The following is a 22948-nucleotide window of genomic DNA, read 5'->3' as shown; positions in this document are numbered from 1 at the left end:
GTCAGCCGGTGCCGCCCGAGGTGACGCTCGCGCGGCCCGCGTCCGCCGGGCAGGAGCTGCCGCTCGCGGGCAGCGAGCCGTACAGCAGGAAGTCGTTGACCTTGCGGTGCACGCACTTGGAGGAGGAGTACCCGGTGTGGCCCTCGCCCCTGTTGTCGAGCACCACGGCCGACGGGCCGAGCCGACGGGCCGTCTCCTCGGTCCACCGGTACGGCGTCGCGGGGTCGCCGCGCGTGCCGATCAGCAGCATCTTCGCCGAGTGCACGTTCCGCACATGGTCCCGGATGAAGTCGGTGCCCCGGGGCCGGCCGTAGCACATCAGCAGCTGGGTCAGCCGGAAGCGGCCGAACACCGGTGAGGCCTGGTCGTAGGCGGCCCGCAGCTCCTTCAGGTCCCTGGTGAGCCGTTCCGCGGTGGGCCGGTCGGGGTCGTCCGCGCAGTTGATCGCCATCAGGGCGGCCGGCAGGTTGTCCACCGGCACGTCCTGCACGTCGACCAGCCCGCCGTCCCCCCTGTGCCGGCCGGCGGACAGGCCGATGCCGCCCGTGGAGAAGGCCAGCACGCGCCGGGTGTCGCCGTCCTCGACCAGGGACGCCAGCGCGCGCTCCAGCGAGGGCCACAGCTCCCTGCTGTACAGCGCCTGCCCGATGGCGCCCACCAGGTCCTGGCCGGAGAACTCCCCGCCGAAGTCGGTGGGCACCGGGTTCTCGTCGAGCGAGCGCACCAGCCGGAGCACTTCGTCGCCGGCCGCGCGCCGGTCCTGCCCGAACGGACAGGCGAGATCCGCCGTACACCAGTCCAGGAAGTCGTCCAGCGCCGTCTGCTGCCCCTCGGCGCCCGCCACGCCCTGCTCGGCCGGCGACTCGGTCAGCGTGTCGACGCCGTCGAGGGCGAGCCGGCCGACCTTGCCCGGGAACTGCGCCGCGTACACCGCGCCGAGCCGGGTGCCGTAGGAGAACCCCAGGTAGTTGAGCTTGTCGTCGCCGAGCGCCTGGCGGATGACGTCCAGGTCACGGGAGGCGTTCACGGTGCCGATGTGGGGGAGCACCGGGCCGGAGTGCCGGGCGCACTGGTCGGCGGCCCGCCGCAACTGCTTGAGCAGGGCCTGCGGACGGCTGAGGTCGGCCTCCTTCTCCATCACGCCCGCGGCCACGTCGCTGCCCTCCCCGCAGCTGACGGGGGAGGACCGGCCGACGCCGCGCGGGTCGAAGGTGACCACGTCGTAGCCGTCCGTCAGGTCCATGAACTGCTTGCCCTCGGTGGCCAGCTGGGGGATGCCGGCGCCGCCCGGGCCGCCGAAGTTCAGCAGCACCGAACCCTGGGACTTCCCGGAGGCGCGGTAGCGGGCCAGCGCCAGGTCGAGGGTGCCGGCGTGCGGGTGCGCGTAGTCGAGCGGGACGGTGACCTTCGCGCACTGGAGGTCCTCCGGCATGTCCGGGCCCTGGCAGGCGGCCCAGACCGGCTTCTGCCGGTAGAACCGGGACAGGTCGGGCTGCGGCCGGTCGGCGGCGGCAGCGGGCAGCCCGGCTCCGAGCAGCGCCAGGGCGAGGGCCGAGGCACCCGCGCAGCGCCGCACGGCGAGCCGTGTGGACAGCTTGGCCAGCATGGTCGCCTCCCGGGGCGCACGCCCGCCACGGACCGGGGGCGATGCCCTCGGATCACCATAATCGGGCCCCGTGCGGCTCGCCTCCCGGCGAGCGGGGTGCTGCCCGCCGGCGTAAACTCCGCGCCCTCCATGACCCCTTGATGATCATTCTGTGGCTTTACATCCCGTTCGATAACAGTGCCGCTCGATGGGGTGAAAGGCCGATAAGCCATAACTCGGATGGTTCACCTGCGTTTTATGTGGTGCGGGTGAGTACCCGCGATGACGTCTGGAAGGCAGGAACCTATGAGACGGGCTACCCGAAACGGTGTGATCGCCGTGGCCGCGGCGTCCGGCGCGATGGCCGTGGCGCTGCCGGTGTCCGCCGCCTTCGCGGCCGGCGGGGCCGAGGCCGACGGCTCGGCGGCCGGCTCGCCGGGACTGGTCTCCGGCAACGGCATCCAGCTGCCGGTGCACGTGCCGGCGAACGTCTGCGGCAACACGGTGAACGTCGTGGGCCTGCTCAACCCCGTCGCGGGCAACGCCTGCGCCAACACCGGCGGCGGGGAGAGCGGCGGCGCGGGCACGGAGGGGACGCCGGCCGCCTCCGGCGGTGCCTCCGCGTACGGCGACACCGCCGACTCGCCGGGTGTGCTCTCGGGCAACGGCATCCAGCTCCCCGTCCACGCGCCGGTGAACGTCACCGGCAACAGCGTCGACGTGGTCGGCATCGGCAATCCGGCCCACGGCAACCAGTCGGTCAACGGCCCGGTCGAGGCTCCCCGCCCGGCCCCGCACACCCCGTCCCCCGAGCCACGGGCCCCCAAGCCCCCGGCCCCCCACCACACCACCCCGCACGCCCCACGGGCGGCCACGTCCACGCTGGCCCACACGGGAGCGGACCTGACGGCCCCGGCCGTCGCCGGCAGCGCCGCGCTCCTGCTCACGGGAGCGATCCTCTACCGCCGCTTCCGTCCCGGCCGCCCCTGCTGACCCGCTCGCGGCCCCACCGGACGCCGGTCCGGTGGGGCCAAGCCCTGCGCCGTCCCGGGGGAGCGGCCCTGGCAGGCGGTGCACCGAGCCGACGACGGCCGGCTCGCCGTCGGGCGGGAACGGGCCGGGATCCGGGCGTGCCCGACGAGCGGTGCCGCACGCACGCGAACGCGCCTTCCGCCGTGCCCGGATGTCGGCCGTCCGGCCGGTCAACGTGCCGATGCCACGCTGTGAGGGCCGTCGCTCACGTGGATCCGCCAACCACGTGCGGTGCGGAGGGGGCGGATCTGCGGCCGCGCGCCGGGTCGGGCGGGGACGCCGCACGTCTGGACCTCGCCGACCCGCGAGCGGGACCGGACGGTACCCGAACCCGCGCACCTCCACATCGGCTGATCTTCCCGTGGCGTGGCCCCCGTTGATCCGGAAGGATGCTGCGGGCGGTGCGGCCGAGACCCGTGCCGTACGGCAGGCGACCCCGATGGATACGGAGCGTACCGATGACCTCTGCGGCCCCCCAGGACCTCGTCGTCACGCAGGCCACCCTCGCCGACTGGCCGGTGATCAGCGGGTGGGCGGCGGCGGAGGGCTGGAATCCCGGGCTGTCCGACGGGCCCGCGTTCTTCGCGCAGGATCCCGGGGGGTTCTTCCTCGGCCGGATCGACGGTGAGCCGGTGTCGGCCATCTCCGTCGTCAACCACGGCCCCGACTTCGCCTTCCTCGGCTGCTACCTGGTCCGCCCCGGCCTGCGCGGCCACGGACACGGGCTCACCACCTGGAAGACGGCCCTGGCGCACGCCGGGAACCGGACCGTCGGCCTGGACGGGGTCGTGGCCCAGCAGGACAACTACCGGCAGTCCGGCTTCCGGCTCGCCCACCGCACCGTCCGGTTCACCGGCACCGCTCCCGGGCGCCCGGCACCCGCCGGTGTGCGTCCCGCCGCCCCCGCCGACCTGGCAGCGCTCACCGCCTACGACAGCGCCTGCCACCCCGCCGACCGCCCCCGCTTCCTCGCCGAGTGGCTCACCGCACCCGGCCACCGTGCCCTCGTCCGCGAGCACGGCGGACGCCTGACCGGCTACGGCGTGATCCGCCCCGGTCACGACACCCTGCGCGTCGGCCCCCTGTTCGCGGACACCGCCGACGACGCCCGGGCCCTGTTCGACGCCCTGACCGCCGACGTGGCCGGCCGCGAGGTCGCGATCGACGTGCCCGAGCCCAACGCGGCCGGCGTCGCCCTCGCCGAAGATGCCGGGCTGCGGCCCTCGTTCGAGACCGCCCGCATGTACACCGGTCCGGTGCGCGCCCACGCCCGGGAGCGGGTGTTCGGCGTGACGACGCTTGAACTCGGCTGATTTCCAGGGGCCTTTGGGGATTGCGGCGGGGCGGCTCCGCACCTCGTCCACCAGGTCCGGCACCGGACCCTCCACGGAGATCGGACGGTCGCCGTCGCCCGCTCCTCTGGCGTCGGACACGCGGCCGCCCAGCGGGCCTCGCCCGCAACCGGGACCGGCTCATCGCCTGTCCGGCGGCGGTACGGCCGTCGCCACGCTTAATTCCCTTGGCCTCCATGGTCGTTCGTGCTGAAGTGAGCCCATGGATCACGCCGCTGTGCTCGCTGCGTACGACCGGGACCTGCGCGAGGACGCCCGGCCCGACGGACCCGGGGCGCGCATCGAGCGGGCCGGCCGGGTGGTGCGTCAGGTCGCGGACCCGCTGGGCTGGAACGGCGTGCTGTGGTCCGGCCTGGACGCGGCGGACGCGGACCGGGCCATCCGCGACCAGATCGACCGCTTCACCGGTCTGGGCCGGGACTTCGAGTGGAAGCTCTACGGCCACGACGGGCCCGCCGACCTCGGTGACCGGCTGCTCGCCGCCGGGTTCCGGGCCGAGCCCACGGAGACGCTGATGGTCGCCGAGGTGACCGGGATCGCCCTGGACACCGCCCCGCCGGCCGGCATCCGCTGCGTCGCGGCCACCGACCCGGCGGGCGTGGACCTCGTCGTGGCGGCGCACGAGCGGTCCTTCGGCACCGACGGCACCGCGCTGCGGCACCGGCTGCTCGCCCGGCTCGCCGCCGACCCCGGCACGGTCGTCGCCGTGGCCGCCCTCGCCGACGGCGAACCCGTCGCCGCCGCCCGGATGGAGCTGGTGCCCGGCACGCCTTTTGCCGGGCTGTGGGGCGGCGGCACCGTCGCGGCCTGGCGGGGGCGTGGCATCTACCGTGCCCTGGTCGCCCACCGTGCCCGTGCCGCCGCCGACCGGGGCTACCGGTACCTGCACGTCGACGCCTCGGCCATGAGCCGCCCGATCCTGGAACGCCTCGGCTTCCACGCCGTGAGCACCACGACGCCCCACCTCTACGGGAACTGACTCAGCGGCGGGCCAGGGCCCGGTCCAGCGCGGCCACGCCCACGGCCGCCAGCGCGATCTGGATGAACCACTCGATCCAGTCGGGCCCCTTGGTGTCGGCGACCCCGAACCCGGCGGCGATCGCCGAGCCCAGCAGCGCGGCCACGATGCCGACGACGATGGTCCACAGGACACCGATGTGCTGCCGTCCCGGGACGACCAGCCGGCCCAGCACGCCGATGACGACGCCGATGACGATGGCGCTGAGGATGCCCGAGATCTCCATGGCCGACCTTCCTTGACGCTTCTGCTCGTCGGATTCGCTGATGTGGCATGTGCCCGCTGCCGGCCGAGCCACTCCGCTCCGCTTGCCACCGGACGCCTCTGTTCACCCGGCCTTCATGCCATGTACCTTTCAACCATTCGACGCGTGTAGAACCCTCAAGCGGGCTCTACGCGCGCAGACTTGGCGCCCGCACCGCCTCTTCCCCACCCTTTCTTGGAGGTTCGACGGATGCTTGGATCCAGGAGATCCCGCCGCAGATGCACCACCGCCCTGGCCGGCCTGGGACTGCTGTTCAGCGGAGCAGCCCTCCAGGTCGGCACCGGTGCCCCCGCCCACGCGGCGACCCCGCATCGCATCCTGTTCGACAACGCCCACGCCGAGACGGCCGGCAACGCCGACTGGATCGTCTCCACCAGCCAGCCCGACCCGCTCGGCCAGGACTCCTCCCCGTCCGCCGAGACGGACTGGACCGGCGCCCTGTCCTCCTGGGGCGTCGCGCTCCAGAAGACCGGCAACTACAGCCTGAAGACACTGCCGTCCGGCTCCGGCCTCAGCTACGGCGGCACCTCCGCGACCGACCTGTCGAACTTCGACACGCTGGTCCTGCCGGAACCCAACACGCCGTTCACCAGCGCCGAGAAGACGGCGATCATGAACTTCGTGAAGAACGGCGGCGGGCTGTTCATGATCTCCGACCACACCGGAGCCGACCGCAACAACGACGGCTACGACGCGGTCGAGATCTTCAACGACCTGATGACGAACAACGGCGTCGACCCCACCGACCCGTTCGGCTTCGCCATCGACTCGCTCAGTATCGGCTCCGACCACCCGTCCGCGATCGGCGACAGCACCGACCCGGTGCTGCACGGCTCGTTCGGCACCGTCACCAAGAGCCTGATCGCCAGCGGGACCACCGCCACCCTCAAGCCCGCCGACAACTCCGGCGTCAAGGGCCTGCTCTACCGCACCGGTTACTCCGGCAACACCGGCGCCTTCTTCGCCACCAGCACCTTCGGCAGCGGCCGGGTCGCCTTCTGGGGCGACAGCTCACCCGTCGACGACGGCACCGGCCAGTCCGGCAACACGCTGTACGACGGCTGGAACGACACCAGCGCCACCAACGCGGCCCTCGCCCTCAACGCCACCGAGTGGCTGGCCGGGGCGAGCGGCAGCAGCGGGGGCGGCGGCTCGACGTCCTGCACCGCCGCCCAGCTCCTCGGCAACAGCGGCTTCGAGTCAGGCAACGGCACCTGGAGCGCCACGAGCGGGGTCATCACCAACTCCACCAGCGAACCGGCCCGCTCCGGCTCGTACTACGCCTGGCTCGACGGCAACGGCACCGCCACCACCGACACGCTCGCCCAGTCGGTGGCCATCCCGTCCGGCTGCTCGGCCAGGCTCGGCTTCTACCTGCACGTGGACACCGCCGAGACGTCCACCAGCACCGCCTACGACACCCTCAAGGTCCAGGTGCTCAACAGCTCCGGCACGGTCCTCGGCACCCTGGCGACGTACTCCAACCTCAACGCCGGCTCCGGCTACACCCAGCGCAGCTTCGATCTGAGCGGCTACGCCGGGCAGACCGTGACCCTGAAGTTCACCGGCACCGAGGGCTCCAAGTACCAGACGTCGTTCGTGGTGGACGACACCGCGCTCAATGTGAGTTGAGCCGGGGCAGGGGGTGGGCCGCCGTCGCCCGCCCCCTGCGGGCTCAGGAGGCCGGCACCGTCCGCTCCGGCGTGTTCCACCCGGACACCCGCACGCCCGGTGCCGAGCCGTGCAGGTCGGCGGTCCGGTAGGTGGCGGTCAGCGTCACCGACTCACCCGGCCACAGGCTCACCTCGTTGTCCGACCAGCGCACCGGCAGCACCGGCTTGCCCTGCGCGTCCACGAGATGGACGTCCGTGAGCAGCGCCGGTGTCGTACCGTTCCCGCTGTGCCGCAGGGTCACCGCCGTGGTCGACGTGGCGTCCGACGACGTCGTGGCCGCCGTCGCCGCCACCGGTACCTGGTCCATCGAGGCGAGCCCCTTGAGGTCGGCGTAGCCGGTCGTCGGCGTGTAGTACCAGGTGGTGCCGTTCCAGTCGAGGGTGTCGGCCCGGGTGGAGAGCCAGTACACGTTACGGCTCACCTCCGCTCCGTCCGCGTCCGTCAGCACCAGCCGGAGCAGGTACGTCCGCGCCAGACCGGTCACCGAGGACGGCAGGGTGAGCGGTGAGCCGTGCGCCCCGCCCCCGTCGACCGCCACACCCGTGACGGCCCTGTCGTACTTCTGTGTGCCGTCGGGGTTGAACAGCGTGGCCCGGGCGGTGAGGTTCCGGGCGGGAGTGGACCGGTTGTTCACGACCACGACCGAGCGGTTGTCGTACGAGTACTGGATGTGCAGCGGCTCGTTCGCCTTCTTGGCACCGAAGTAGGAGCCGTTCTGGTCGAGGTAGCGGTCCGTGAGCTGCCAGTGCAGGGAGGTCCAGCCGCTGTTGAACATCCAGTGGATCACCCCCGTGGCGGGCCGGTCCGGGTCGCCCGCGTTGCGGCCGTAGGCCTCGAACTGGGCGCGGACGTTCTCGTACTGGGCGAGCTGGGCCTTGCGCACGTAGTCGGTGAGGCTCGTGGGGGCGCCGTAGCGGCCGGCGAGGGCGTCGTCGTAGATCCTGAGTGTGCCGAAGACGGTGGACGGCGAGCGGTGGTACTGCCGGGCGTCCGGGTCCTTCCACAGGGTGTCGAGTTCGGCGGGCGTCATCATCCGGCGCAGGGTGTCGAGGGTGGGGATGCTCGGGCCCGCGCTGGTCTCGGAGTTGAATCCGCTGGCCCCGCCCTCGCGCTTGTCGTACCAGTAGCCGGGCGGCACCCAGTCGTAGGGGCCGGTCATCTTCATGCCCGAAGCGCCCAGCTTCGGGGAAGGCCGCTCGGAGGCGGCGGGGACCACGGGCGTGGGCCAGTCCGCGGCGCTCAGCGCGTCCAGGTAGTTCTTCTCGATGGTCGCGTCGGGGGCGAAGTCGCTGCCGATCAGGAAGGACAGCACGCTCGGGTGGCCGCGCAGCCGGGCGGCCTCGGCGGCCATGGACGCCTTGGCGACCGGATAGTCCGCGTCGCCCCAGCGCTCGCCCTTCTCGCTGCCGTTGACCTCGCCCTCCCACTTGCCGCAGCACTCCCAGCCCGGCAGGACCAGCAGGCCGAGGCGGTCGGCCTGGTCGAAGAACTCGTCCGGCTCCAGGTGGCCTTCCAGGCGGAGGGTGTTCAGGCCCAGGTCGAGGGCGTACTTCAGGCGGTCCTCGGAGTAGCGGGGATCCCAGCGCAGGAACGCGTCCGGGGACCAGCCGCCGCCCTTGATCAGCAGTGGGCGGCCGTTGATCCGGTACTGCCGGGCGCCGTCCGCGTTCAGCGGGGCCCGGACGTCCCGGATGCCGAAGGTCTCGTGCGCGGTGTCCGACACCGAACCGGCCACGGTGGCCGTGAGGTCGAGGTCGTACAGCGGCCGGCCGCCCATCCCGGCCGGCCACCACACCTTCGGGTCGGTCAGGTGCAGGCCGGGGGTGTCGGCGGGGGAGAAGGTCACGGTCTTCGTCTCGTGCGCGGCGAGCGGCACGATCCTGCTGAACTCCGTACCGCCGATGCTGCCGCGGATCTCCGCCGTGACCGCCGAGCCCGTGTCGTTGCGGGCCTGGGCCTTGACCGTCAGGTCGGCCGTGGCGAGCGACGGCACGGCCAGTGCGGTGACCACGTGCGCGTCGCGCAGCGCGACCGGGCCGCCCCTGCGCACCACCACGTCCCGGACGAGGCCCATGTTCCGGTCCGGCGGCGGCTGGATCCAGTCGAGCCAGCCGATGGTCAGGTCCTTGTACGGGTCGTTGGGCCGGATCCGGAAGGCGACCGTGTTGGTGCCGGACCTGACCAGCGAGGTGATGTCCAGCTCATGGTGGGTGTAGGTGCCGGTGACGTCCGCGGCCGTGGCCACCTGCCGGCCGTTGACGTAGACGTCGGCCGCCGAGACGACCCCGCTGAAGTCGAGGGAGGTGCGCCGGGCCGTGTCGTCGACGGTGAAGTCGGAGCGGTACCACCAGGGCACGTCGAAGTCGGCCCGCGGGATCCTCTGCTGGTTCGTGGAGTGGAACGGGTCGGCGTACACGCCGTCGGCCAGGAGTGCGGCCAGCACCGTGGAGCGGGAACCCGCCGGGTACCAGCCCTTGGCCGGATACCCGGGGGAGGACACGGCCGCCGCGGAGTCGCTCACCTTCGCGGTGGACTGGACGGCGTAGCCGGACAGCGGGGTGCCGGTACCGGCGGCCGAGGGGACGTGGGTGATCCGCGCGGGTCGGTGGGGCTCGGCCGTGCCCCGGGGGCCGGCGGCCCAGGCGCCGGTGGTGAGGGAACCGGCGAGGGCGAGGAGCGCGGCGGTGGTGGGGAGCCGGCGGGCGGCGCGAGGGAACACGGCGGTCTCCAGCCTCGTAAAGTTAGGAAACTTTACAAATCGGGGTCACGCTAGGGGCCGCCACGGGCCGTGTCAACGACCCCCGCCGCCGTGGCTTCCGCCCCGGTCAGGTTCCGGCCGTCCGGCGCTCGAACACCAGGTTCCGGGCCGTGTCCAGGGCCGTGGCCACCGCGCCCAGCAGGACGGCGTCCGCGCCGAGCCGGCTCGGCGCGATCCGGGGGCGCAGCGGGGTGAGGGCGCGCAACCGCTCCTGCACGGGCCGCAGCAGCAGGTCGACGCTGTGGCCGACACCACCGCCGAGCACCACCAGATCCGGGTCGAGCACAGCGGCCGCCGCCGCCACGGTGTGCGCGATCCGCTCGCCCTCCAGCTCCACCGCCCGCAGGGCGGCCGGATGACCCTGCCGGGCCGCGTCGAACACGGCCTTCGCCGTGAGCTGCCCGCGCATCCCGAACTGCCGGGCGGCCTCCACCACCGCCACGCCCGACACCGCGTCCTCCAGCCGCTCCGGCTGCTGCCGGCCGTGCCACGGCAGGAACCCGATCTCCCCGGCCAGCCCGTGGGCGCCCGTGAACAGCCGCCCCTCGCCGACCACCCCCATCCCGAGACCGGTGCCTATCAGGATGTAGGCGAAGAGCCGGCTGCCCGCGCCGACGCCGTACGTGTACTCGCCGAGCGCCGCCAGGTTGGCGTCGTTGTGCACCTCCAGCGGGACGCCGAGCTCCGACCGGATCCGGTCCACGAGCCCGGCCCGCCCCCAGCCCGGCAGATGCATCGCGTACCGGACCCGCCGCTGCTTCTCGTCGTACACCCCGGGCGTGCCGACCACCCCGTGCACCACCTCCGCCGGGTCCACGCCCGAGTTGCCGATCACCTGGCGGGCGGTGGTCACCACCAGGTCGGTCAGGGCGGCGGAGGCGCGGGCCCGGTTGCGCACGTCCGCCCGGGCGACGAGCGTGCCGTCCAGGTCGGCCACCGCCACCCGCAGCCAGCCCCGGCCGATGTCCACGCCGAGGGCGTACCCAGCGGCCGGATCGGGGGAGTAGAGCACCGCGGTGCGGCCGCGCTCCGGGGCCTGGGTGCCGACCTCGTGCACCAGGCCGGCCGCCGCCAGCGAGGCGAGCGCGCTGGAGACCGTCGGCTTGGACAGGCCCGTCTCGCGGGCCAGTTGGGCGCGCGAGGCGGCACCGAGCGTGCGCAGCCGGTCCAGGAGCAGCCGCTCGTTGGTGCTGCGCAGGCGCCGGCGGCTCCAGGGTTGTTCCTGCTGCTCTACGACGTCACTGGCGGGCATCGCACCATTCTCGTGCATCCGTGTCGCACACTTGACGCCTCTAGTAAGGCTCCTTAACTTTATCGGCCTGTCCGCCTCCGCCGGGTGCGTCGTGTGCCCGCCGCGTCAGGAGTGCCCATGTCCGGTAGCCCGCCGCCTCCGGGTGGTTTCGTCCGCCGAGTCGGTCTGTTCCAGGCCACGGCGATCAACATGAGCCAGATGTGCGGGATCGGCCCGTTCGTCACGATCCCGCTGATGGTCGCCGCGTTCGGCGGGCCGCAGGCGGTCATCGGGTTCGTCGCGGGCGCGGTGCTCGCCCTGTGCGACGGGCTCGTCTGGGCCGAGCTGGGGGCCTCGCTGCCCGGCTCCGGCGGCAGCTACGTCTATCTGCGCCAGGCCTTCCGGTACCGCACCGGCCGTCTGATGCCGTTCCTGTTCGTGTGGACGGCGATGCTGTTCATCCCGCTGATCATGTCCACCGGCGTGGTGGGCTTCGTCCAGTACCTGGGCTATCTCGCCCCCGGCCTCGGACGGACGGCAGGCGATCTGACCGGGCTCGGCGTCATCGCGCTGGTGGTGCTCCTGCTCTGGCGCGGCATCGAGCACATCGCCCGCATCACCGCCGTGATGTGGGCCGTGATGATCGCCTCGGTGCTGCTGGTGATCGTCGCCGCCGCCACTCACTTCAGCCCACACATGGCCTTCACCTATCCGGCCGGGGCTTTCAATGTGATGAGCAACCACTATTGGCTGGGCTTCGCCGCGGGCCTGACCATCGGCATCTACGACTACCTCGGCTACAACACGACCGCGTACATGGGCGCCGAGATCAAGGATCCCGGCCGTACGCTGCCGCGCTCCATCCTCTTCTCGATCCTCGGCATCATGGCGATCTACCTGCTGCTGCAGATCGGCACCCTCGGCGTCGTCGACTGGCACCGGATGACCGACCCGCACGACATCGCCTCCACGTCGGTGGCCTCCGCGGTGCTGGAGGAGACCTGGGGCAAGGGCGCGGCCGACACGGTGACCGTGCTGATCCTGGTCACCGCCTTCGCCTCCGTCTTCGCCGGCCTGCTCGGCGGCTCCCGGGTGCCCTACGACGCCGCTCGCGACCGGGTCTTCTTCCGCCCGTACGAGAAGCTGCACCCGAAGCACCGGTTCCCCGTGCTCGGCCTGGCCACCATGGGCGTGATCACCGCGGTCGGCTTCCTGATCGGCCGCCACACCGACCTGGCGACCCTGATCCAGCTGCTCACCACGGTGATGGTCATCGTGCAGGCACTGGCCCAGATCGTCGCGCTGACGGTGCTGCGCAGGCGCCGGCCCGACCTGCCCCGCCCGTACCGGATGTGGCTCTACCCCGTGCCGAGCGTCGTGGCCTTCGCCGGCTGGTGCGTGATCTACGGGTACGCGGACAAGAACTCGCCGGGCCGCCACCCCGTCGAATGGTCCCTGGCCTGGCTCGCCCTCGGCTGCGTGGCCTTCCTGGTCTGGGCGCGGCTGGAGAGGGTCTGGCCCTTCGGCCCGAAGGAGACGGGCGAGGAGGTCGGCGAGGTGCGCAACGCCCTGGAGATGAGCTAGCGTTACGGCCGTCGAAACGATCCTCCCCGGCCGGACCGCAGTCCGCCGGGGAGGCTTTCGTTCATGACCGACATCATGACCGCGGACGTCGCCGTCCGCCGCGCGACCCCCGAGGACCGGCCCGCCGTGGAGCGGCTGTGGCAGATGTTCCGCCACGATCTGTCCGAGTTCGGCGGTGCCCTGCCCGCCGCCGACGGCACCTTCCGCAGGGAGCGCGTGGGATACGCCTTCTTGGCGCCCGGCTGGGCGCCGTACCTGCTGACCTGCGGCGACCACGCCGCCGGGTTCGCCTTCGTGCGTGGGCTCGACGGACCGGTGCGCGTACTCAACAGCTTCTTCGTGGTGCGCGGGGCCCGGCGCCGGGGCGTGGGGCTGCGGGCCGTGCGCGAGGTGCTCGCCCGGCACCCCGGCCCCTGGGAGATCGCCTACCAGCAGGACAACCCGGCCGCGGTGGGCTTCTGGCAGCGGGTCGCCGGGGAACTCGCCGGTGACGCCTGGACCCGCGAGCCGCGGCCGGTACCGGGCCGGCCGGAGCAGGCCCCGGACATGTGGATCTCCTTCACCGTGACCGGGTGACCCGGCGCCTCCGGCCCGCCGGCGTGATCGGCCGGGGGTTGAACCGCCGGGAACCGGCCGGCCCGGCCCGGGAGCGCTGAGCGGTCGCGGGCACGCGCAGGCCGGCCCGCCTGGGCGGACCGGCCTCGCTGTTTTCCTTCCTTTCCTCGGTCTTCTCTTTTACGGCTCGCGGGGTGTGTAGGGCCTGGGGGCGCTCTTCGCCGCCGTACCGGCGCATATCAGTCCGAGGGCGAGGGCCAGGGCTCCGATGACGATGTTGTTGACGATGACGCCCGCGTCGGGGCCGCTGCCCACGATCCACGGAGCGATGATCATCCAGATGCCCATGGCGCACATTGCCCAGCTCAGGCCGTACATGCGCTCGGGGGCCCGACTGAATCCCAGGGCCAGCAGGCCTATCGCGACGCCCATGATCAGGTTGTGGGCCACGAGGGCGGGCTGGCTTGCCGTGTAGTGCAGGATCCACGGTGACGCGGCGCAGTACAGGCCGAGCAGGAACGCCGGCCCGTCGACGAGCGCCACATCCCGGCCACCGAGCATGCGGGCGTAGCGTTCCCGCATTTCGGAGACATCGGGGTGGCTCGATATGTCACCCCTGTGCAAGTTGGCCATGAGTCGTCTCCTTTGACTTCGGGCCAGACCGCGTCTGGTGCGGTGTGCGGTAAGCGCCGCATGTTCCAGTTTGCTCTTATTTCGTCCTTATGTGTAGAGGTGGACGCCTTCTGTGAGGGTGGCATGTCCTCATCGATCGCGGGCAGCAGGTCGGTACAAGCTGTACATTCCGTTCGGGTCCGAGCTGCAGGAGGTGGCCGCCGTCATGAGTGCGAAGGTGTTGGAGCGTTTTCCCGCCGGGGCTCCGCGCGGATCGTGGCCCGCGGAGGAGTACGCGGCCGCCCGACGCGCCGAGGGGGAGCCGGCGACCGTGGTGATGGACCTGAAGTCGGACGCGTTCCTCGTGGTGGTCGAGCGGCGGGAGAACGACGGCCGCGCCTGAAGTCCACGCCAGCCGGGGCCCGGCCTTCGGATCACACCGGGCGCACGGCGGCACCGCCTCCGCGCGCCCGGCGCTGGAGCATCAGCAGCAGCCGGGTGGTCGCAGCGTTCAGTGGTCACAGTCCTGGCTTGTTGGCAGGTTTCTGGGCACCTGGCCACCCAGGGCGACGGTGTCAGCCCGCACAACTAAGGTTGCTGGCCACTGACCTCAAGGGGCTCCACCATGAGTATTCATCCCGACGTCGCCGTACTGCTCGATCTCGTGCCGGCGGACTTCGCGGGCGGCGAGCAGATCGACTGGGCTGCGGCCGAAGTCGCGCTAGGCACCAAGTTGCCGAGTGACTACAAGACTCTGCTGGACACGTACGGCGTGGGCGATATCGGAGAGCTCGTCATTCTGCCCCCACTCCCAAGTGGCGTACCCGGGTGGGAAGGGTGTCACATCCAAGGCATGACGGACGGCCTGCGCAGGCTCTGGGAGGAGGACGCAGGAGTCCCAGACGTGATGCTGGGTGCCGATGCCGTCCTGCCGTGGGGTTCTGGAATGAACGCCAACGAGATGGCCTGGCTCATGAACGACCCAGATCCGGACAGGTGGCCTGTCATAGCCTGGAGTCGGCACCACGCGTGGGGCGAGTCGCCGTGGGCCCTGTTCGACTGCAGCATGGTCCAGTTCATCACCCGCATGATGCTGGGCCAGTTCGACGCGTGCCCACTCGGCGATGAGTCACTCTGGAAGCGAACCGACACTTTCGTCAGCTGGCGAGAGCAGCATCGACGGCTCAGGGCCGGTCTGGATCCGTTTACAGGTGAGCCGGATCCGTACCCCGTCGCCGAGGACTGGCCCTGATCAGGACCGGACCCAGCGATCTCTGCCGCAGGCAGCCCACGACCAGCACGAGTACCCCGGAACAGCGTCACTGAGCCGGGATCGGCTGGGTGGGGTTCACCGGGTTGCCGTCGGGGTCCTGGATCCGCGGTTCCGCCCCGGTCCCCGGAAGGTCTCCTCGGCGCCGAACGAGTTCGACGATCCACACCCCGGACTGCCGCCCGTGACCAGTACGAGCAGCCCGAAACGGGGTCACACCACCCAGGGCGATGCCCCGCCGCGCAGTGTTACGGCGGGGGTGGCTGCCGCCCGCAGCCCTACGGCCGGGATGACTGCCGCCCGCAGCCCTACGGCCGGGGCGGCTGCCGTCGCTCTTCCGGTGTGCACGTCCCGCCGAGTGCCCGGAGATGTGCCGCGCGTGACTGCGCCGTCTGTCCCTGCACCAGGAGGAACAGGCCCTCCCGGGCCAGGCGTTGGGCGCGGCTCGTCAGGGACAGCGCGCGCCCGCCGCCGGCCACTACCGCCGCCGTGGTGGCCGCTCGCAGCACCTCGTAGGCCGCCGCCCGCACCGCCAGCCGCTCCTCGGTCTGCTCTTCCTGTGCCGGAAGGTCGGCCAAGGTGTAGGCCCGGTGGCGGACGGCGGCGAGGCGGGCGCGCAGCGGGGCGGCCGTCCCGTCGTCCACGAGGGACAGGGCGGCCTCCGCCACGCCGAAGACCGCGGGGCTGGCGTGCAGGGTCCTGATCCGGTCCCCGGCGGCCCACGCGTCGTACGGCGTGTGCAGCGCGACCGCGTCGGCGGGCAGCCACAGGCCGTCCAGCTCCAGCGAGACCGTGCGCGCGGCCGTGAGGGCCGCCAGCCGCATCGGCGGCGAGGCCCGCAGCCCCGGCTGTTCGCGGGCCTCGGCGAAGGCGAACAGCACCTCGCCGTCGCCGGTCGCCCCGGCCAGCAGCATCACGTCGTTCAGACCCCACCCGGTGTACCAGGGAACGGTCCCGTCGAAGCGCCAGCCGTCGCCCTGCCGGCGGACCCGTACCGGGCGGCGCGGGTACGACCGCAGGTGCGCGTACGCCACCCCGGACAGCAACTCCCCGCGGGACAGCGGGCCCAGCAGCCGCTCGCGGACGGGCAGTGCGCTGCGCGCCAGGGTCTGCACCGGCGTGTGATGCTGGGTCTGCACGAACCAGGTCGCGCAGCACGCCCCGGCGAGGATCTCCGCGGTCTCCCGCAGCACGGCGGGCGGCGCGCCCGAGCCGCCGTACTCGGCCGGCGCGGCCACCCCGAGCAGTCCGGACCGCTTCACCGCCTCGATGTGACTCGCGGGCACCCATTCCTGGTCGACCCGCTCGGCCTCGGGAAGCAGCAGGTCCGTGGCGAGCCGGCGGGCGCGTTCGACGAGCGGATGCGGGGTGAGGACGTCCATGCGGAAGATTCTTCCGGTCCTCCGGGGATTTTTTCCGCGACCGCGGCGCGCGGTGTCGATCCGGGGCACGGCCGTTCGTGTAGGAGCTGACAGTGAGCCCGAGCAGGGCCCGACGCCATGGAGGACGTCATGAAGCACTACCTGCTGAGCGTGGTCCAGCCGGCCGGCGGCACCCCGCCCGCCCCCGAAGCACTCGCCGAGATCATGCGCGACGTCGAGGCCTTCAACGACGAGCTGCGCGCGGCCGGCGCCTGGGTCTTCGCGGGGGGCCTGCACGGCCCGGAGACCGCGACCGTGCTCCGCCCGAAGGACGGTGACGTGCTCGTCACCGACGGCCCCTACGCCGAAGGCAAGGAGTACCTCGGCGGACTGTGTCTCATCCGAGCCGCGGACCTGGACGAGGCCCTGGAGTGGGGCCGCAAGGCCGCCCTGGCCACCACCCTGCCCATCGAGGTGCGGCCCTTCGTGGACCAGCACTGACGGCGGAGCGGCACCGATGGCCGGGCGCCCCGACATCGAGGCCGTCTTCCGCGCCGAGTACGGGCGCGCGGTCGCCGTCCTCGTCCGCTTCCTCGGTGACATCGACCTGGCCGAGGAAGCGGTCCAGGACGCCTTCGCAACGGCCCTGACCAGGTGGCCCCAGAGCGGTGTGCCGCCCAGTCCGGCCGGCTGGATCATCACCACCGCGCGCAACCGCGCCGTCGACCGGCTGCGCCGGGAGTCCTCCCGCAACGCCCGGCACGCCGAGGCGGTCCGGCTGTACGCCCCCGACGCACCGCCCGAGGAGGGCCCCGTGCGTGACGACCGGCTCCGGCTGATCTTCACCTGCTGCCACCCCGCGCTCGCCCCGCAGGCCCGGGTCGCCCTCACCCTGCGCCTGCTCGGCGGCCTGAGCACCGCGCAGATCGCCCGCGCGTTCCTGGTGCCGGAACCGACCCTGGCGCAGCGCCTGGTGCGCGCCAAGGCGAAGATCCGGGACGCGGGTATCCCGTACCGCGTGCCGCGGGCCGCCGACCTGCCCGACCGGCTCTCCGCAGTCCTCGCCGTCGTCTACCTGATCTTCAACGAGGGCTACTCCAGCGACGCCGCCCTGTGCGTGGAGGCGGTGCGCCTCGGCCGGCTGCTCGCCGAGCTGATGCCGGACGAACCCGAGGTCACCGGCCTGCTCGCGCTGATGCTGCTGGTGGAGGCCCGGCGGCCGGCCCGGCACGACGCGGACGGTGTCCTCGTACCGCTGCCCGAGCAGGACCGCTCCCGGTGGGACCGCGCGCTGATCACCGAGGGACAGGAGCTGGTCCGCCGCTGTCTGCGCCGGGGCCGGCCGGGCCCGTACCAGATCCAGGCCGCGATCAACGCGGTGCACAGCGACGCGCCCACTGCCGCCGCCACCGACTGGCGGCAGATCCTCGCCCTGTACGACCAGCTGATGGCTGTGGCGCCGTCCCCGGTGGTCGCCCTGAACCGCGCCGTCGCGCTCGCGGAGACCGAGGGACCGGCGGCGGCCCTGGACCTGGTCGACGCGCTCGGCCTCGGCTCGTACCACGTGCTGCACGCCGTCCGCGCCGATCTGCTGCGCCGGCTGGGGCGGAGGGCCGAGGCGGTGGTCGAGTACGGCCGTGCCGCCGAGCTGGCCCCGAGCGAGGCCGAGCGGGCGTTCCTGGAGCGACGGCGCACCGGCGACGGCGGCGGCCGCCCGCACGGTGACCCTTGTCACCCCGCGGGTTCACCGGAATGAACTTGAGGACCTGAAAGGTTGGTGTTTACATCTGACCTGTCCGTCCCAGGCCCGGGCCCCCTCGGCCCGCGCACCCCAGCGAGGCACCCGTGACCCACACCAAGCCCGAGCAGCCCTCCGAACTCGTGACCCGGCTGCGCGCCACCTTCGCCGGCGGCCGCACCAAGTCCGTCGAGTGGCGCACCGGCCAGCTGCGCCGGCTCCGTGCGCTGCTCACGGAGCGCGGTGCCGACCTCGCCGCCGCCCTCCGTGCCGACCTCGGCAAGAGCAGCACAGAGGCCTACCGCACCGAGATCGACTTCACCGTCCGCGAGATCGACCACACCCTGGAGCACCTGGCCGACTGGCTGCGCCCCGAGCCCGCGCCGGTCCCGGCCCACCTCGGCGCCGACGCCACGGCCTGGACGCAGTACGACCCGCTGGGCGTCGTCCTGGTCATCGCGCCCTGGAACTACCCGGCGCAGCTCCTGCTCGCCCCCATGGTCGGCGCGCTGGCCTCCGGCAACGCGGTCGTCGCCAAGCCGAGCGAGCTGGCCCCCGCCACCTCGGCCGCACTGGCCGAGCTGATACCGGCCTACCTGGACACGGACGCGGTCGCGGTCGTCGAGGGCGGCGTCCCGGAGACGACGGCCCTGCTGGCCGAGCGCTTCGACCACATCTTCTACACCGGCAACGGCACCGTCGGCCGCATCGTCATGCGGGCCGCCGCCGAGCACCTCACCCCGGTCACACTGGAACTCGGCGGCAAGTCCCCGGTGTTCGTGGACCGCGGGACCGACCTGGACGTGGTCGCGGACCGGCTCGCCCGGGGCAAGTTCCTCAACGCCGGCCAGACCTGTGTCGCCCCCGACTACGTGCTGACCGACCCGCAGACCGCGCCCGCCCTGGAGGCCGCGCTGGTCCGCGCGGTCGAGGGCCTGTTCGGCAGCGACCCGGCGGTCGCGCCGGAGTACGGCCGGATCGTCAACGAGCGCCACTTCGACCGGCTCTTCGCGCTGCTCGGCTCGGGCCGCGTCGCCGTCGGCGGTGTCGGCGACCGGGCGACCCGGTACCTCGCCCCCACCGTCCTCGCGGACGTCGACCCGAAGTCGCCCGTCATGCAGGAGGAGATCTTCGGTCCGATCCTGCCGATCGTCACCGTGGCCGGCCTGGACGAGGCGATCGCCTTCATCAACGACCGGGACAAGCCGCTCGCCCTGTACGTCTTCAGCGAGTCGGACGAGACCCGTGAGCGCATCGCCGCCGAGACCTCCTCGGGCGGTCTCGGGCACGGCCTGCCCCTCGCCCATCTCACCGTCTCCGACCTGCCGTTCGGCGGGGTGGGGGAGAGCGGCATGGGCAACTACCACGGCCGCTACTCGATCGAGACGTTCAGCCACCGCAAGGCGGTCCTGGCGAAGCCGCTGAGCTGACCTCCCCGCAGCCCGGGCCCGGCCGCAGACGCGGCCGGGCCCGCTCGCTTCTGCCTGCCCAAGTCCCTTGGGTCCCCGCCAGGTTCACCGAAGCAACCGGCGAGTGTTTGACTGGTCTACACCCTTGACTGGTACAGACCAAGGCGGTTGAGTGTGGCCAACCCCCCATCACGGCCGTTCCCGGCTCCCCGGGTGCGGCCGTGCTGCGCAAAGGAGTTGGTCCATGTCGAGGCGCCGCATCGCCGCACTTCTGACCTCGCTCGCCCTGGGAGTCTCCGCCCTGGTGCTCCAGGCGGCCCCCACGGCCTCCGCCGCCGGCTTCGTGGTCAGCGAGTCCCAGTTCAACCAGATGTTCCCGAACCGGAATTCGTTCTACACCTACAGTGGTCTGACCGCCGCCCTGAGTGCCTACCCCGCGTTCGCGAACACCGGCAGCGACACCGTGAAGAAGCAGGAGGCCGCCGCCTTCCTCGCCAACGTCAGCCACGAGACCGGCGGTCTGGTGTACGTCGTCGAGCAGAACACCGCCAACTACCCGCACTACTGCGACTGGAGCCGGCCGTACGGCTGTCCGGCGGGGCAGGCGGCGTACTACGGGCGCGGACCCATCCAGCTCTCCTGGAACTTCAACTACAAGACCGCGGGCGACGCGCTCGGCATCGACCTGCTCAACAACCCGAACCTGGTGCAGAACAACGCGTCCGTCGCGTGGAAGACCGGCCTGTGGTACTGGAACACCCAGACCGGGCCCGGCACCATGACCGGTCACAACGCCATGGTCGGCGGCGCCGGCTTCGGCCAGACCATACGCAGCATCAACGGCTCGCTGGAGTGCGACGGCAAGAACCCCGCGCAGGTGCAGAGCCGGGTCTCCGCCTACCAGCGCTTCACCCAGATCCTCGGGGTCTCACCGGGCGCCAACCTGTACTGCTGAGCCCCGCCCGGGTGCCGTGTGCGAAACTCCGCCGATGACAGCCGAACCGATCACCGCGGCCTCCTCCGGCACCTGGAAACTCGGCGACCTGCCCGTCCACCGCATCGGCCTCGGCGCGATGCGGCTGACGGGCAGCGCCGCCTTCCACCTCGGCACCCCGAGCGACCGCGAACGGTCACTCGCCGTCCTGCGCCGGGCCGTCGAACTGGGCGTGAACCACATCGACACGGCGGCCTTCTACTTCTCCGCGCTGCGTTCCGCCAACGAACTCATCAACAGCGCGCTCTCCCCGTACCCCGACGGCCTGGTCATCGCCACCAAGGTCGGCCCCTACCGGGACTACCACGGCGAGTGGGGCACCTCGGCCCGGCCCGAGCAGCTGCGCGGCCACGTCGAGGAGAACCTGCGCCAACTCGGGCGGGACCATCTCGACGTCGTGTACCTCCGCCGGATGCGCCAGGACTCCATCGCCGAACACTTCGGTGCGCTCGCCGAGTTGCGGGAGGCGGGGCTGATCCGGCACCTCGGGATCTCCGACGCCGAACCCCGGCACCTCGCCGAGGCGCTGGCGATCGCGCCGGTGGTGAGCGTGCAGAACCGGTACGCGGTGGACCGTCCCGACCCCGTCGGCGACGAGGTCCTGCGGCTGTGCGGGGAGCACGGCATCGCCTTCGTCCCCTTCTACGCCGTGGCCGGGGCGGGCGGGGAACGTGGTGCGACGGCCGCTCACGACGACGCGTTGCTCTCCGTCGCCCGGGCCCACGGCGTGAGCCCCGCGCAGATCCGCATCGCCTGGACCCTGCACCAGGGCCCGCACGTCCTCGCCATCCCCGGCACGGGCGATCCCGGCCACCTGGTCGAGAACGTCGCCGCGGGTTCGCTGCGGCTCACCGAAGCGGAACTGACGCGGCTCGGCGAGGCTCGTGGTCGGCGGGAGTGACGGAGGTGGGCCGGGGAGGGTCCGCGGGGTGTCCGGCAGGGACCGCAGAGACCGCAGAGACCGGAAGGCGTCCTCGGTGGGACTGACGGAGGGCGTCCCGCAGAAACCGGCCGGCCGTCGTCGGCGGGACTGACGGAGGGCGACCGGGGAGGGCCCGCGGAGGCGTCCGGCAGGGACCGGCAGGTCGTCCCCGGGCTCTCTCCCGGTCGGCGGCCGTGGAGCGGATCGCCGCGACTACCATCGTGTAGACGGAGCCGGACGCCGGACGAAGACGGGGTGAGGAACCTTCCCATGACCGACGCCAAGGACGAACGTCGGCCGGCCGGCGAACTCGAAGCGAGCGTCATGGCCGTCCTCTGGGCCGCCGACGCGCCCCGGACACCCGGACAGGTCCAGCAGAGCCTGGGCGTGGACCTCGCCCGTACGACGGTGACGACGATCCTCACCCGGCTGCACGACAAGGGGGTCGTCGACCGCCGGCGCCAGGGCCGCGGCTACGCCTACGCTCCCGCGCGGGACGTCCCGGACGCCCACGGTCTCACCGCCCGCCGGATGCACAGCGAGCTGGACCGGGACAGCGACCGGGAGACCGTCCTCGCCCGCTTCGTCGCCCAGCTCAGCCCGGACGACGAACGTGTCCTGCGGGACCTGCTCGAAGCCGACGGCCGATGACCGCACTGCTGCTGCTCCCCCTGCTGCTGCCGTGTGCCCTGCCGGTCCTGGCCCGCCGGGCGCTGAGCCGGCTGGCCCCGGCCGTCGCCCTGTGGGCCGTCACCGGCTGCGCCGTGCTCCTCGCCGGCTGCTCGCTGGCAGCGCTCGGCGCGCTGGTCCTCATCGGGCTGCTCGAACTGCCGCTCTTCGCCGCGCTCGGTGAGCTGGTCCACCCACTGCACACCGCCTCCGCCGTCTTCGTCGTCCCGGCCGCCGTCGCCTCGGCCGGCGCCCTCGCCCGCTCCGGCTGGGCCCTGATCCGCTCGGCGGTGCGCCAGGTCCGGGCCTACCGGGCGGCCCGGGCCGAGACCGCGCACCGGCCCGCCGCCGGCGACCTGTGCGTGGTGGACTCGCCCCGGCCCGACGCGTACGCACTGCCCGGCCGCCCGCACCGGATCGTCGTCACCACGGCGATGCTGCGCAGCCTCGACGGCCCCGAGCGGGAGGCGCTGCTCGCGCACGAGCGGGCGCACAACGCGGGCGGCCACCACGCCGCCCTCGCCGCCGCGGAGCTCGTGGCGCACTGCCATCCAGCGCTGCGCCGGGTCCGTGACACGATCCGGCTCGCCGCCGAACGGGCCGCCGACGAGGCCGCCGCCGCCTCGGTCGGCGACCGGCGCCTGACCGCCCGGGCCATCGCCCGCGCGGCCCTCGCCGGCCACGCCGCCCGGTCCGCCCGGCCCGGCTTCATGCCCGGAGCCGCCACCGGGCCCGTCCCGCGACGCGTCCAGGCCCTGCTGGCCGCCCCCCGGCCCCCGCGCCCCCGGGCGGGCCGCACGATCGCCACGCTCCTCGCCGCCTGCGCCGCCCTGTCCTGCGGGGCCTCGGCCACCGCGACGGCCGACGTCCACCACCGCGTGGAGGTAGCACAAGGGGAGGAAGCCCCCTGAGGGGGACG

The 22948-nt window shown here is 72.7% G+C and carries 21 protein-coding genes; 15 read left to right on the top strand and 6 right to left on the bottom strand.

Annotated elements, in window-relative coordinates; all coding sequences use genetic code 11:
- Position 1: 1 nt before the first annotated feature.
- A complete protein-coding gene (locus S1361_RS03445; protein ID WP_208030368.1) occupies positions 2-1606 on the bottom strand; it encodes an alpha/beta hydrolase in 1605 nt (534 codons plus the stop codon).
- A 285-nt stretch (positions 1607-1891) separates the two neighbouring features.
- Here S1361_RS03445 and S1361_RS03440 point away from each other — a divergent pair, with 285 nt between their 5' ends.
- From S1361_RS03440 to S1361_RS03430, 3 genes are all read left to right on the top strand, one after another.
- Positions 1892-2578 (top strand): chaplin family protein, encoded by a 687-nt coding sequence (locus tag S1361_RS03440; protein WP_208030367.1) that lies wholly within the window; start codon positions 1892-1894, stop codon positions 2576-2578.
- A gap of 497 nt (positions 2579-3075) precedes the next feature.
- Positions 3076-3930 carry a GNAT family N-acetyltransferase gene (locus tag S1361_RS03435; protein WP_208030366.1) on the top strand — a complete coding sequence of 285 codons (855 nt, stop codon included), beginning with the start codon at positions 3076-3078 and terminating at the stop codon, positions 3928-3930.
- A 241-nt stretch (positions 3931-4171) separates the two neighbouring features.
- Positions 4172-4948 carry a GNAT family N-acetyltransferase gene (locus S1361_RS03430; protein ID WP_208030365.1) on the top strand — a complete coding sequence of 259 codons (777 nt, stop codon included), beginning with the start codon at positions 4172-4174 and terminating at the stop codon, positions 4946-4948.
- A gap of 1 nt (position 4949) precedes the next feature.
- Here S1361_RS03430 and S1361_RS03425 read toward each other — a convergent pair whose 3' ends face one another.
- Positions 4950-5213, bottom strand: coding sequence for a GlsB/YeaQ/YmgE family stress response membrane protein (locus S1361_RS03425; protein WP_208030364.1), 264 nt, complete (start codon positions 5211-5213; stop codon positions 4950-4952).
- A 228-nt stretch (positions 5214-5441) separates the two neighbouring features.
- Between S1361_RS03425 and S1361_RS03420 the strand changes: the two genes are divergently transcribed.
- Positions 5442-6884, top strand: a complete 1443-nt coding sequence (locus tag S1361_RS03420; protein WP_208030363.1) for a motility-associated ABC transporter substrate-binding family protein — start codon at positions 5442-5444, stop codon at positions 6882-6884.
- 43 nt (positions 6885-6927) lie between these two features.
- Here the strand turns inward: S1361_RS03420 and S1361_RS03415 are convergent, their stop codons facing one another.
- Positions 6928-9645 (bottom strand): glycoside hydrolase family 2 protein, encoded by a 2718-nt coding sequence (locus tag S1361_RS03415; RefSeq protein ID WP_208030362.1) that lies wholly within the window; start codon positions 9643-9645, stop codon positions 6928-6930.
- Between the two features lie 106 nt (positions 9646-9751).
- Positions 9752-10936, bottom strand: a complete 1185-nt coding sequence (locus tag S1361_RS03410; protein ID WP_208030361.1) for an ROK family protein — start codon at positions 10934-10936, stop codon at positions 9752-9754.
- Positions 10937-11053: 117 nt separating this feature from the next.
- Here S1361_RS03410 and S1361_RS03405 point away from each other — a divergent pair, with 117 nt between their 5' ends.
- Both S1361_RS03405 and S1361_RS03400 read left to right on the top strand, forming a co-directional pair.
- A complete protein-coding gene (locus tag S1361_RS03405) occupies positions 11054-12499 on the top strand; it encodes an APC family permease (protein WP_208030360.1) in 1446 nt (481 codons plus the stop codon).
- A 63-nt stretch (positions 12500-12562) separates the two neighbouring features.
- On the top strand, positions 12563-13075 hold the full coding sequence (locus tag S1361_RS03400; protein ID WP_208030359.1) for a GNAT family N-acetyltransferase: 513 nt from the start codon (positions 12563-12565) through the stop codon (positions 13073-13075).
- Positions 13076-13234: 159 nt separating this feature from the next.
- Here S1361_RS03400 and S1361_RS03395 read toward each other — a convergent pair whose 3' ends face one another.
- Complete coding sequence (locus tag S1361_RS03395) at positions 13235-13687, bottom strand: SPW repeat protein (protein WP_208030358.1); 453 nt, start codon at positions 13685-13687, stop codon at positions 13235-13237.
- 205 nt (positions 13688-13892) lie between these two features.
- Between S1361_RS03395 and S1361_RS03390 the strand changes: the two genes are divergently transcribed.
- Together S1361_RS03390 and S1361_RS03385 are read left to right on the top strand one after the other, a co-directional pair.
- Positions 13893-14069, top strand: coding sequence for a hypothetical protein (locus S1361_RS03390; protein WP_208030357.1), 177 nt, complete (start codon positions 13893-13895; stop codon positions 14067-14069).
- Positions 14070-14291: 222 nt separating this feature from the next.
- On the top strand, positions 14292-14918 hold the full coding sequence (locus S1361_RS03385) for an SMI1/KNR4 family protein (protein WP_208030356.1): 627 nt from the start codon (positions 14292-14294) through the stop codon (positions 14916-14918).
- A 326-nt stretch (positions 14919-15244) separates the two neighbouring features.
- On the opposite strand, the gene S1361_RS03380 is transcribed toward S1361_RS03385, so the two are convergent.
- On the bottom strand, positions 15245-16318 hold the full coding sequence (locus S1361_RS03380) for an acyl-CoA dehydrogenase family protein (RefSeq protein WP_208030355.1): 1074 nt from the start codon (positions 16316-16318) through the stop codon (positions 15245-15247).
- Positions 16319-16447: 129 nt separating this feature from the next.
- Between S1361_RS03380 and S1361_RS03375 the strand changes: the two genes are divergently transcribed.
- The 7 genes from S1361_RS03375 (at position 16448) to S1361_RS03345 (ending at position 22940) form a co-directional block, all read left to right on the top strand.
- A complete protein-coding gene (locus tag S1361_RS03375; protein ID WP_208030354.1) occupies positions 16448-16798 on the top strand; it encodes a YciI family protein in 351 nt (116 codons plus the stop codon).
- Between the two features lie 16 nt (positions 16799-16814).
- Complete coding sequence (locus S1361_RS03370; protein ID WP_208030353.1) at positions 16815-18053, top strand: RNA polymerase sigma factor; 1239 nt, start codon at positions 16815-16817, stop codon at positions 18051-18053.
- A gap of 89 nt (positions 18054-18142) precedes the next feature.
- Positions 18143-19465 (top strand): aldehyde dehydrogenase family protein, encoded by a 1323-nt coding sequence (locus S1361_RS03365; protein WP_208030352.1) that lies wholly within the window; start codon positions 18143-18145, stop codon positions 19463-19465.
- 223 nt (positions 19466-19688) lie between these two features.
- A complete protein-coding gene (locus S1361_RS03360; protein ID WP_208030351.1) occupies positions 19689-20399 on the top strand; it encodes a chitinase in 711 nt (236 codons plus the stop codon).
- Between the two features lie 34 nt (positions 20400-20433).
- Positions 20434-21339 carry an aldo/keto reductase gene (locus tag S1361_RS03355; protein WP_208030350.1) on the top strand — a complete coding sequence of 302 codons (906 nt, stop codon included), beginning with the start codon at positions 20434-20436 and terminating at the stop codon, positions 21337-21339.
- Between the two features lie 291 nt (positions 21340-21630).
- Positions 21631-22011 carry a BlaI/MecI/CopY family transcriptional regulator gene (locus S1361_RS03350; RefSeq protein ID WP_208030349.1) on the top strand — a complete coding sequence of 127 codons (381 nt, stop codon included), beginning with the start codon at positions 21631-21633 and terminating at the stop codon, positions 22009-22011.
- Positions 22008-22940 carry a M48 family metalloprotease gene (locus S1361_RS03345; protein WP_208030348.1) on the top strand — a complete coding sequence of 311 codons (933 nt, stop codon included), beginning with the start codon at positions 22008-22010 and terminating at the stop codon, positions 22938-22940. Before S1361_RS03350 ends, S1361_RS03345 begins: the two co-directional genes overlap by 4 nt.
- Positions 22941-22948 lie beyond the last annotated feature (8 nt).

Origin of the sequence: Streptomyces cyanogenus (assembly GCF_017526105.1) — a bacterium.
Lineage (GTDB): Bacteria > Actinomycetota > Actinomycetes > Streptomycetales > Streptomycetaceae > Streptomyces > Streptomyces cyanogenus.
The sequence above is the reverse complement of the archived record's forward strand: the minus strand, read 5'-3'. Positions and strand labels throughout refer to the sequence as shown.

Bases quoted from the DNA above. Each gene is read 5' to 3' on its own strand.
- S1361_RS03445 (WP_208030368.1), bottom strand. From the start codon at position 1,606: ATGCTGGCCAAGCTGTCCACACGGCTCGCCGTGCGGCGCTGCGCGGGT.
- S1361_RS03440 (WP_208030367.1), top strand. From the start codon at position 1,892: ATGAGACGGGCTACCCGAAACGGTGTGATCGCCGTGGCCGCGGCGTCC.
- S1361_RS03435 (WP_208030366.1), top strand. From the start codon at position 3,076: ATGACCTCTGCGGCCCCCCAGGACCTCGTCGTCACGCAGGCCACCCTC.
- S1361_RS03430 (WP_208030365.1), top strand. From the start codon at position 4,172: ATGGATCACGCCGCTGTGCTCGCTGCGTACGACCGGGACCTGCGCGAG.
- S1361_RS03425 (WP_208030364.1), bottom strand. From the start codon at position 5,213: ATGGAGATCTCGGGCATCCTCAGCGCCATCGTCATCGGCGTCGTCATC.
- S1361_RS03420 (WP_208030363.1), top strand. From the start codon at position 5,442: ATGCTTGGATCCAGGAGATCCCGCCGCAGATGCACCACCGCCCTGGCC.
- S1361_RS03410 (WP_208030361.1), bottom strand. From the start codon at position 10,936: ATGCCCGCCAGTGACGTCGTAGAGCAGCAGGAACAACCCTGGAGCCGC.
- S1361_RS03405 (WP_208030360.1), top strand. From the start codon at position 11,054: ATGTCCGGTAGCCCGCCGCCTCCGGGTGGTTTCGTCCGCCGAGTCGGT.
- S1361_RS03400 (WP_208030359.1), top strand. From the start codon at position 12,563: ATGACCGACATCATGACCGCGGACGTCGCCGTCCGCCGCGCGACCCCC.
- S1361_RS03395 (WP_208030358.1), bottom strand. From the start codon at position 13,687: ATGGCCAACTTGCACAGGGGTGACATATCGAGCCACCCCGATGTCTCC.
- S1361_RS03390 (WP_208030357.1), top strand. From the start codon at position 13,893: ATGAGTGCGAAGGTGTTGGAGCGTTTTCCCGCCGGGGCTCCGCGCGGA.
- S1361_RS03385 (WP_208030356.1), top strand. From the start codon at position 14,292: ATGAGTATTCATCCCGACGTCGCCGTACTGCTCGATCTCGTGCCGGCG.
- S1361_RS03380 (WP_208030355.1), bottom strand. From the start codon at position 16,318: ATGGACGTCCTCACCCCGCATCCGCTCGTCGAACGCGCCCGCCGGCTC.
- S1361_RS03375 (WP_208030354.1), top strand. From the start codon at position 16,448: ATGAAGCACTACCTGCTGAGCGTGGTCCAGCCGGCCGGCGGCACCCCG.
- S1361_RS03370 (WP_208030353.1), top strand. From the start codon at position 16,815: ATGGCCGGGCGCCCCGACATCGAGGCCGTCTTCCGCGCCGAGTACGGG.
- S1361_RS03360 (WP_208030351.1), top strand. From the start codon at position 19,689: ATGTCGAGGCGCCGCATCGCCGCACTTCTGACCTCGCTCGCCCTGGGA.
- S1361_RS03355 (WP_208030350.1), top strand. From the start codon at position 20,434: ATGACAGCCGAACCGATCACCGCGGCCTCCTCCGGCACCTGGAAACTC.
- S1361_RS03350 (WP_208030349.1), top strand. From the start codon at position 21,631: ATGACCGACGCCAAGGACGAACGTCGGCCGGCCGGCGAACTCGAAGCG.
- S1361_RS03345 (WP_208030348.1), top strand. From the start codon at position 22,008: ATGACCGCACTGCTGCTGCTCCCCCTGCTGCTGCCGTGTGCCCTGCCG.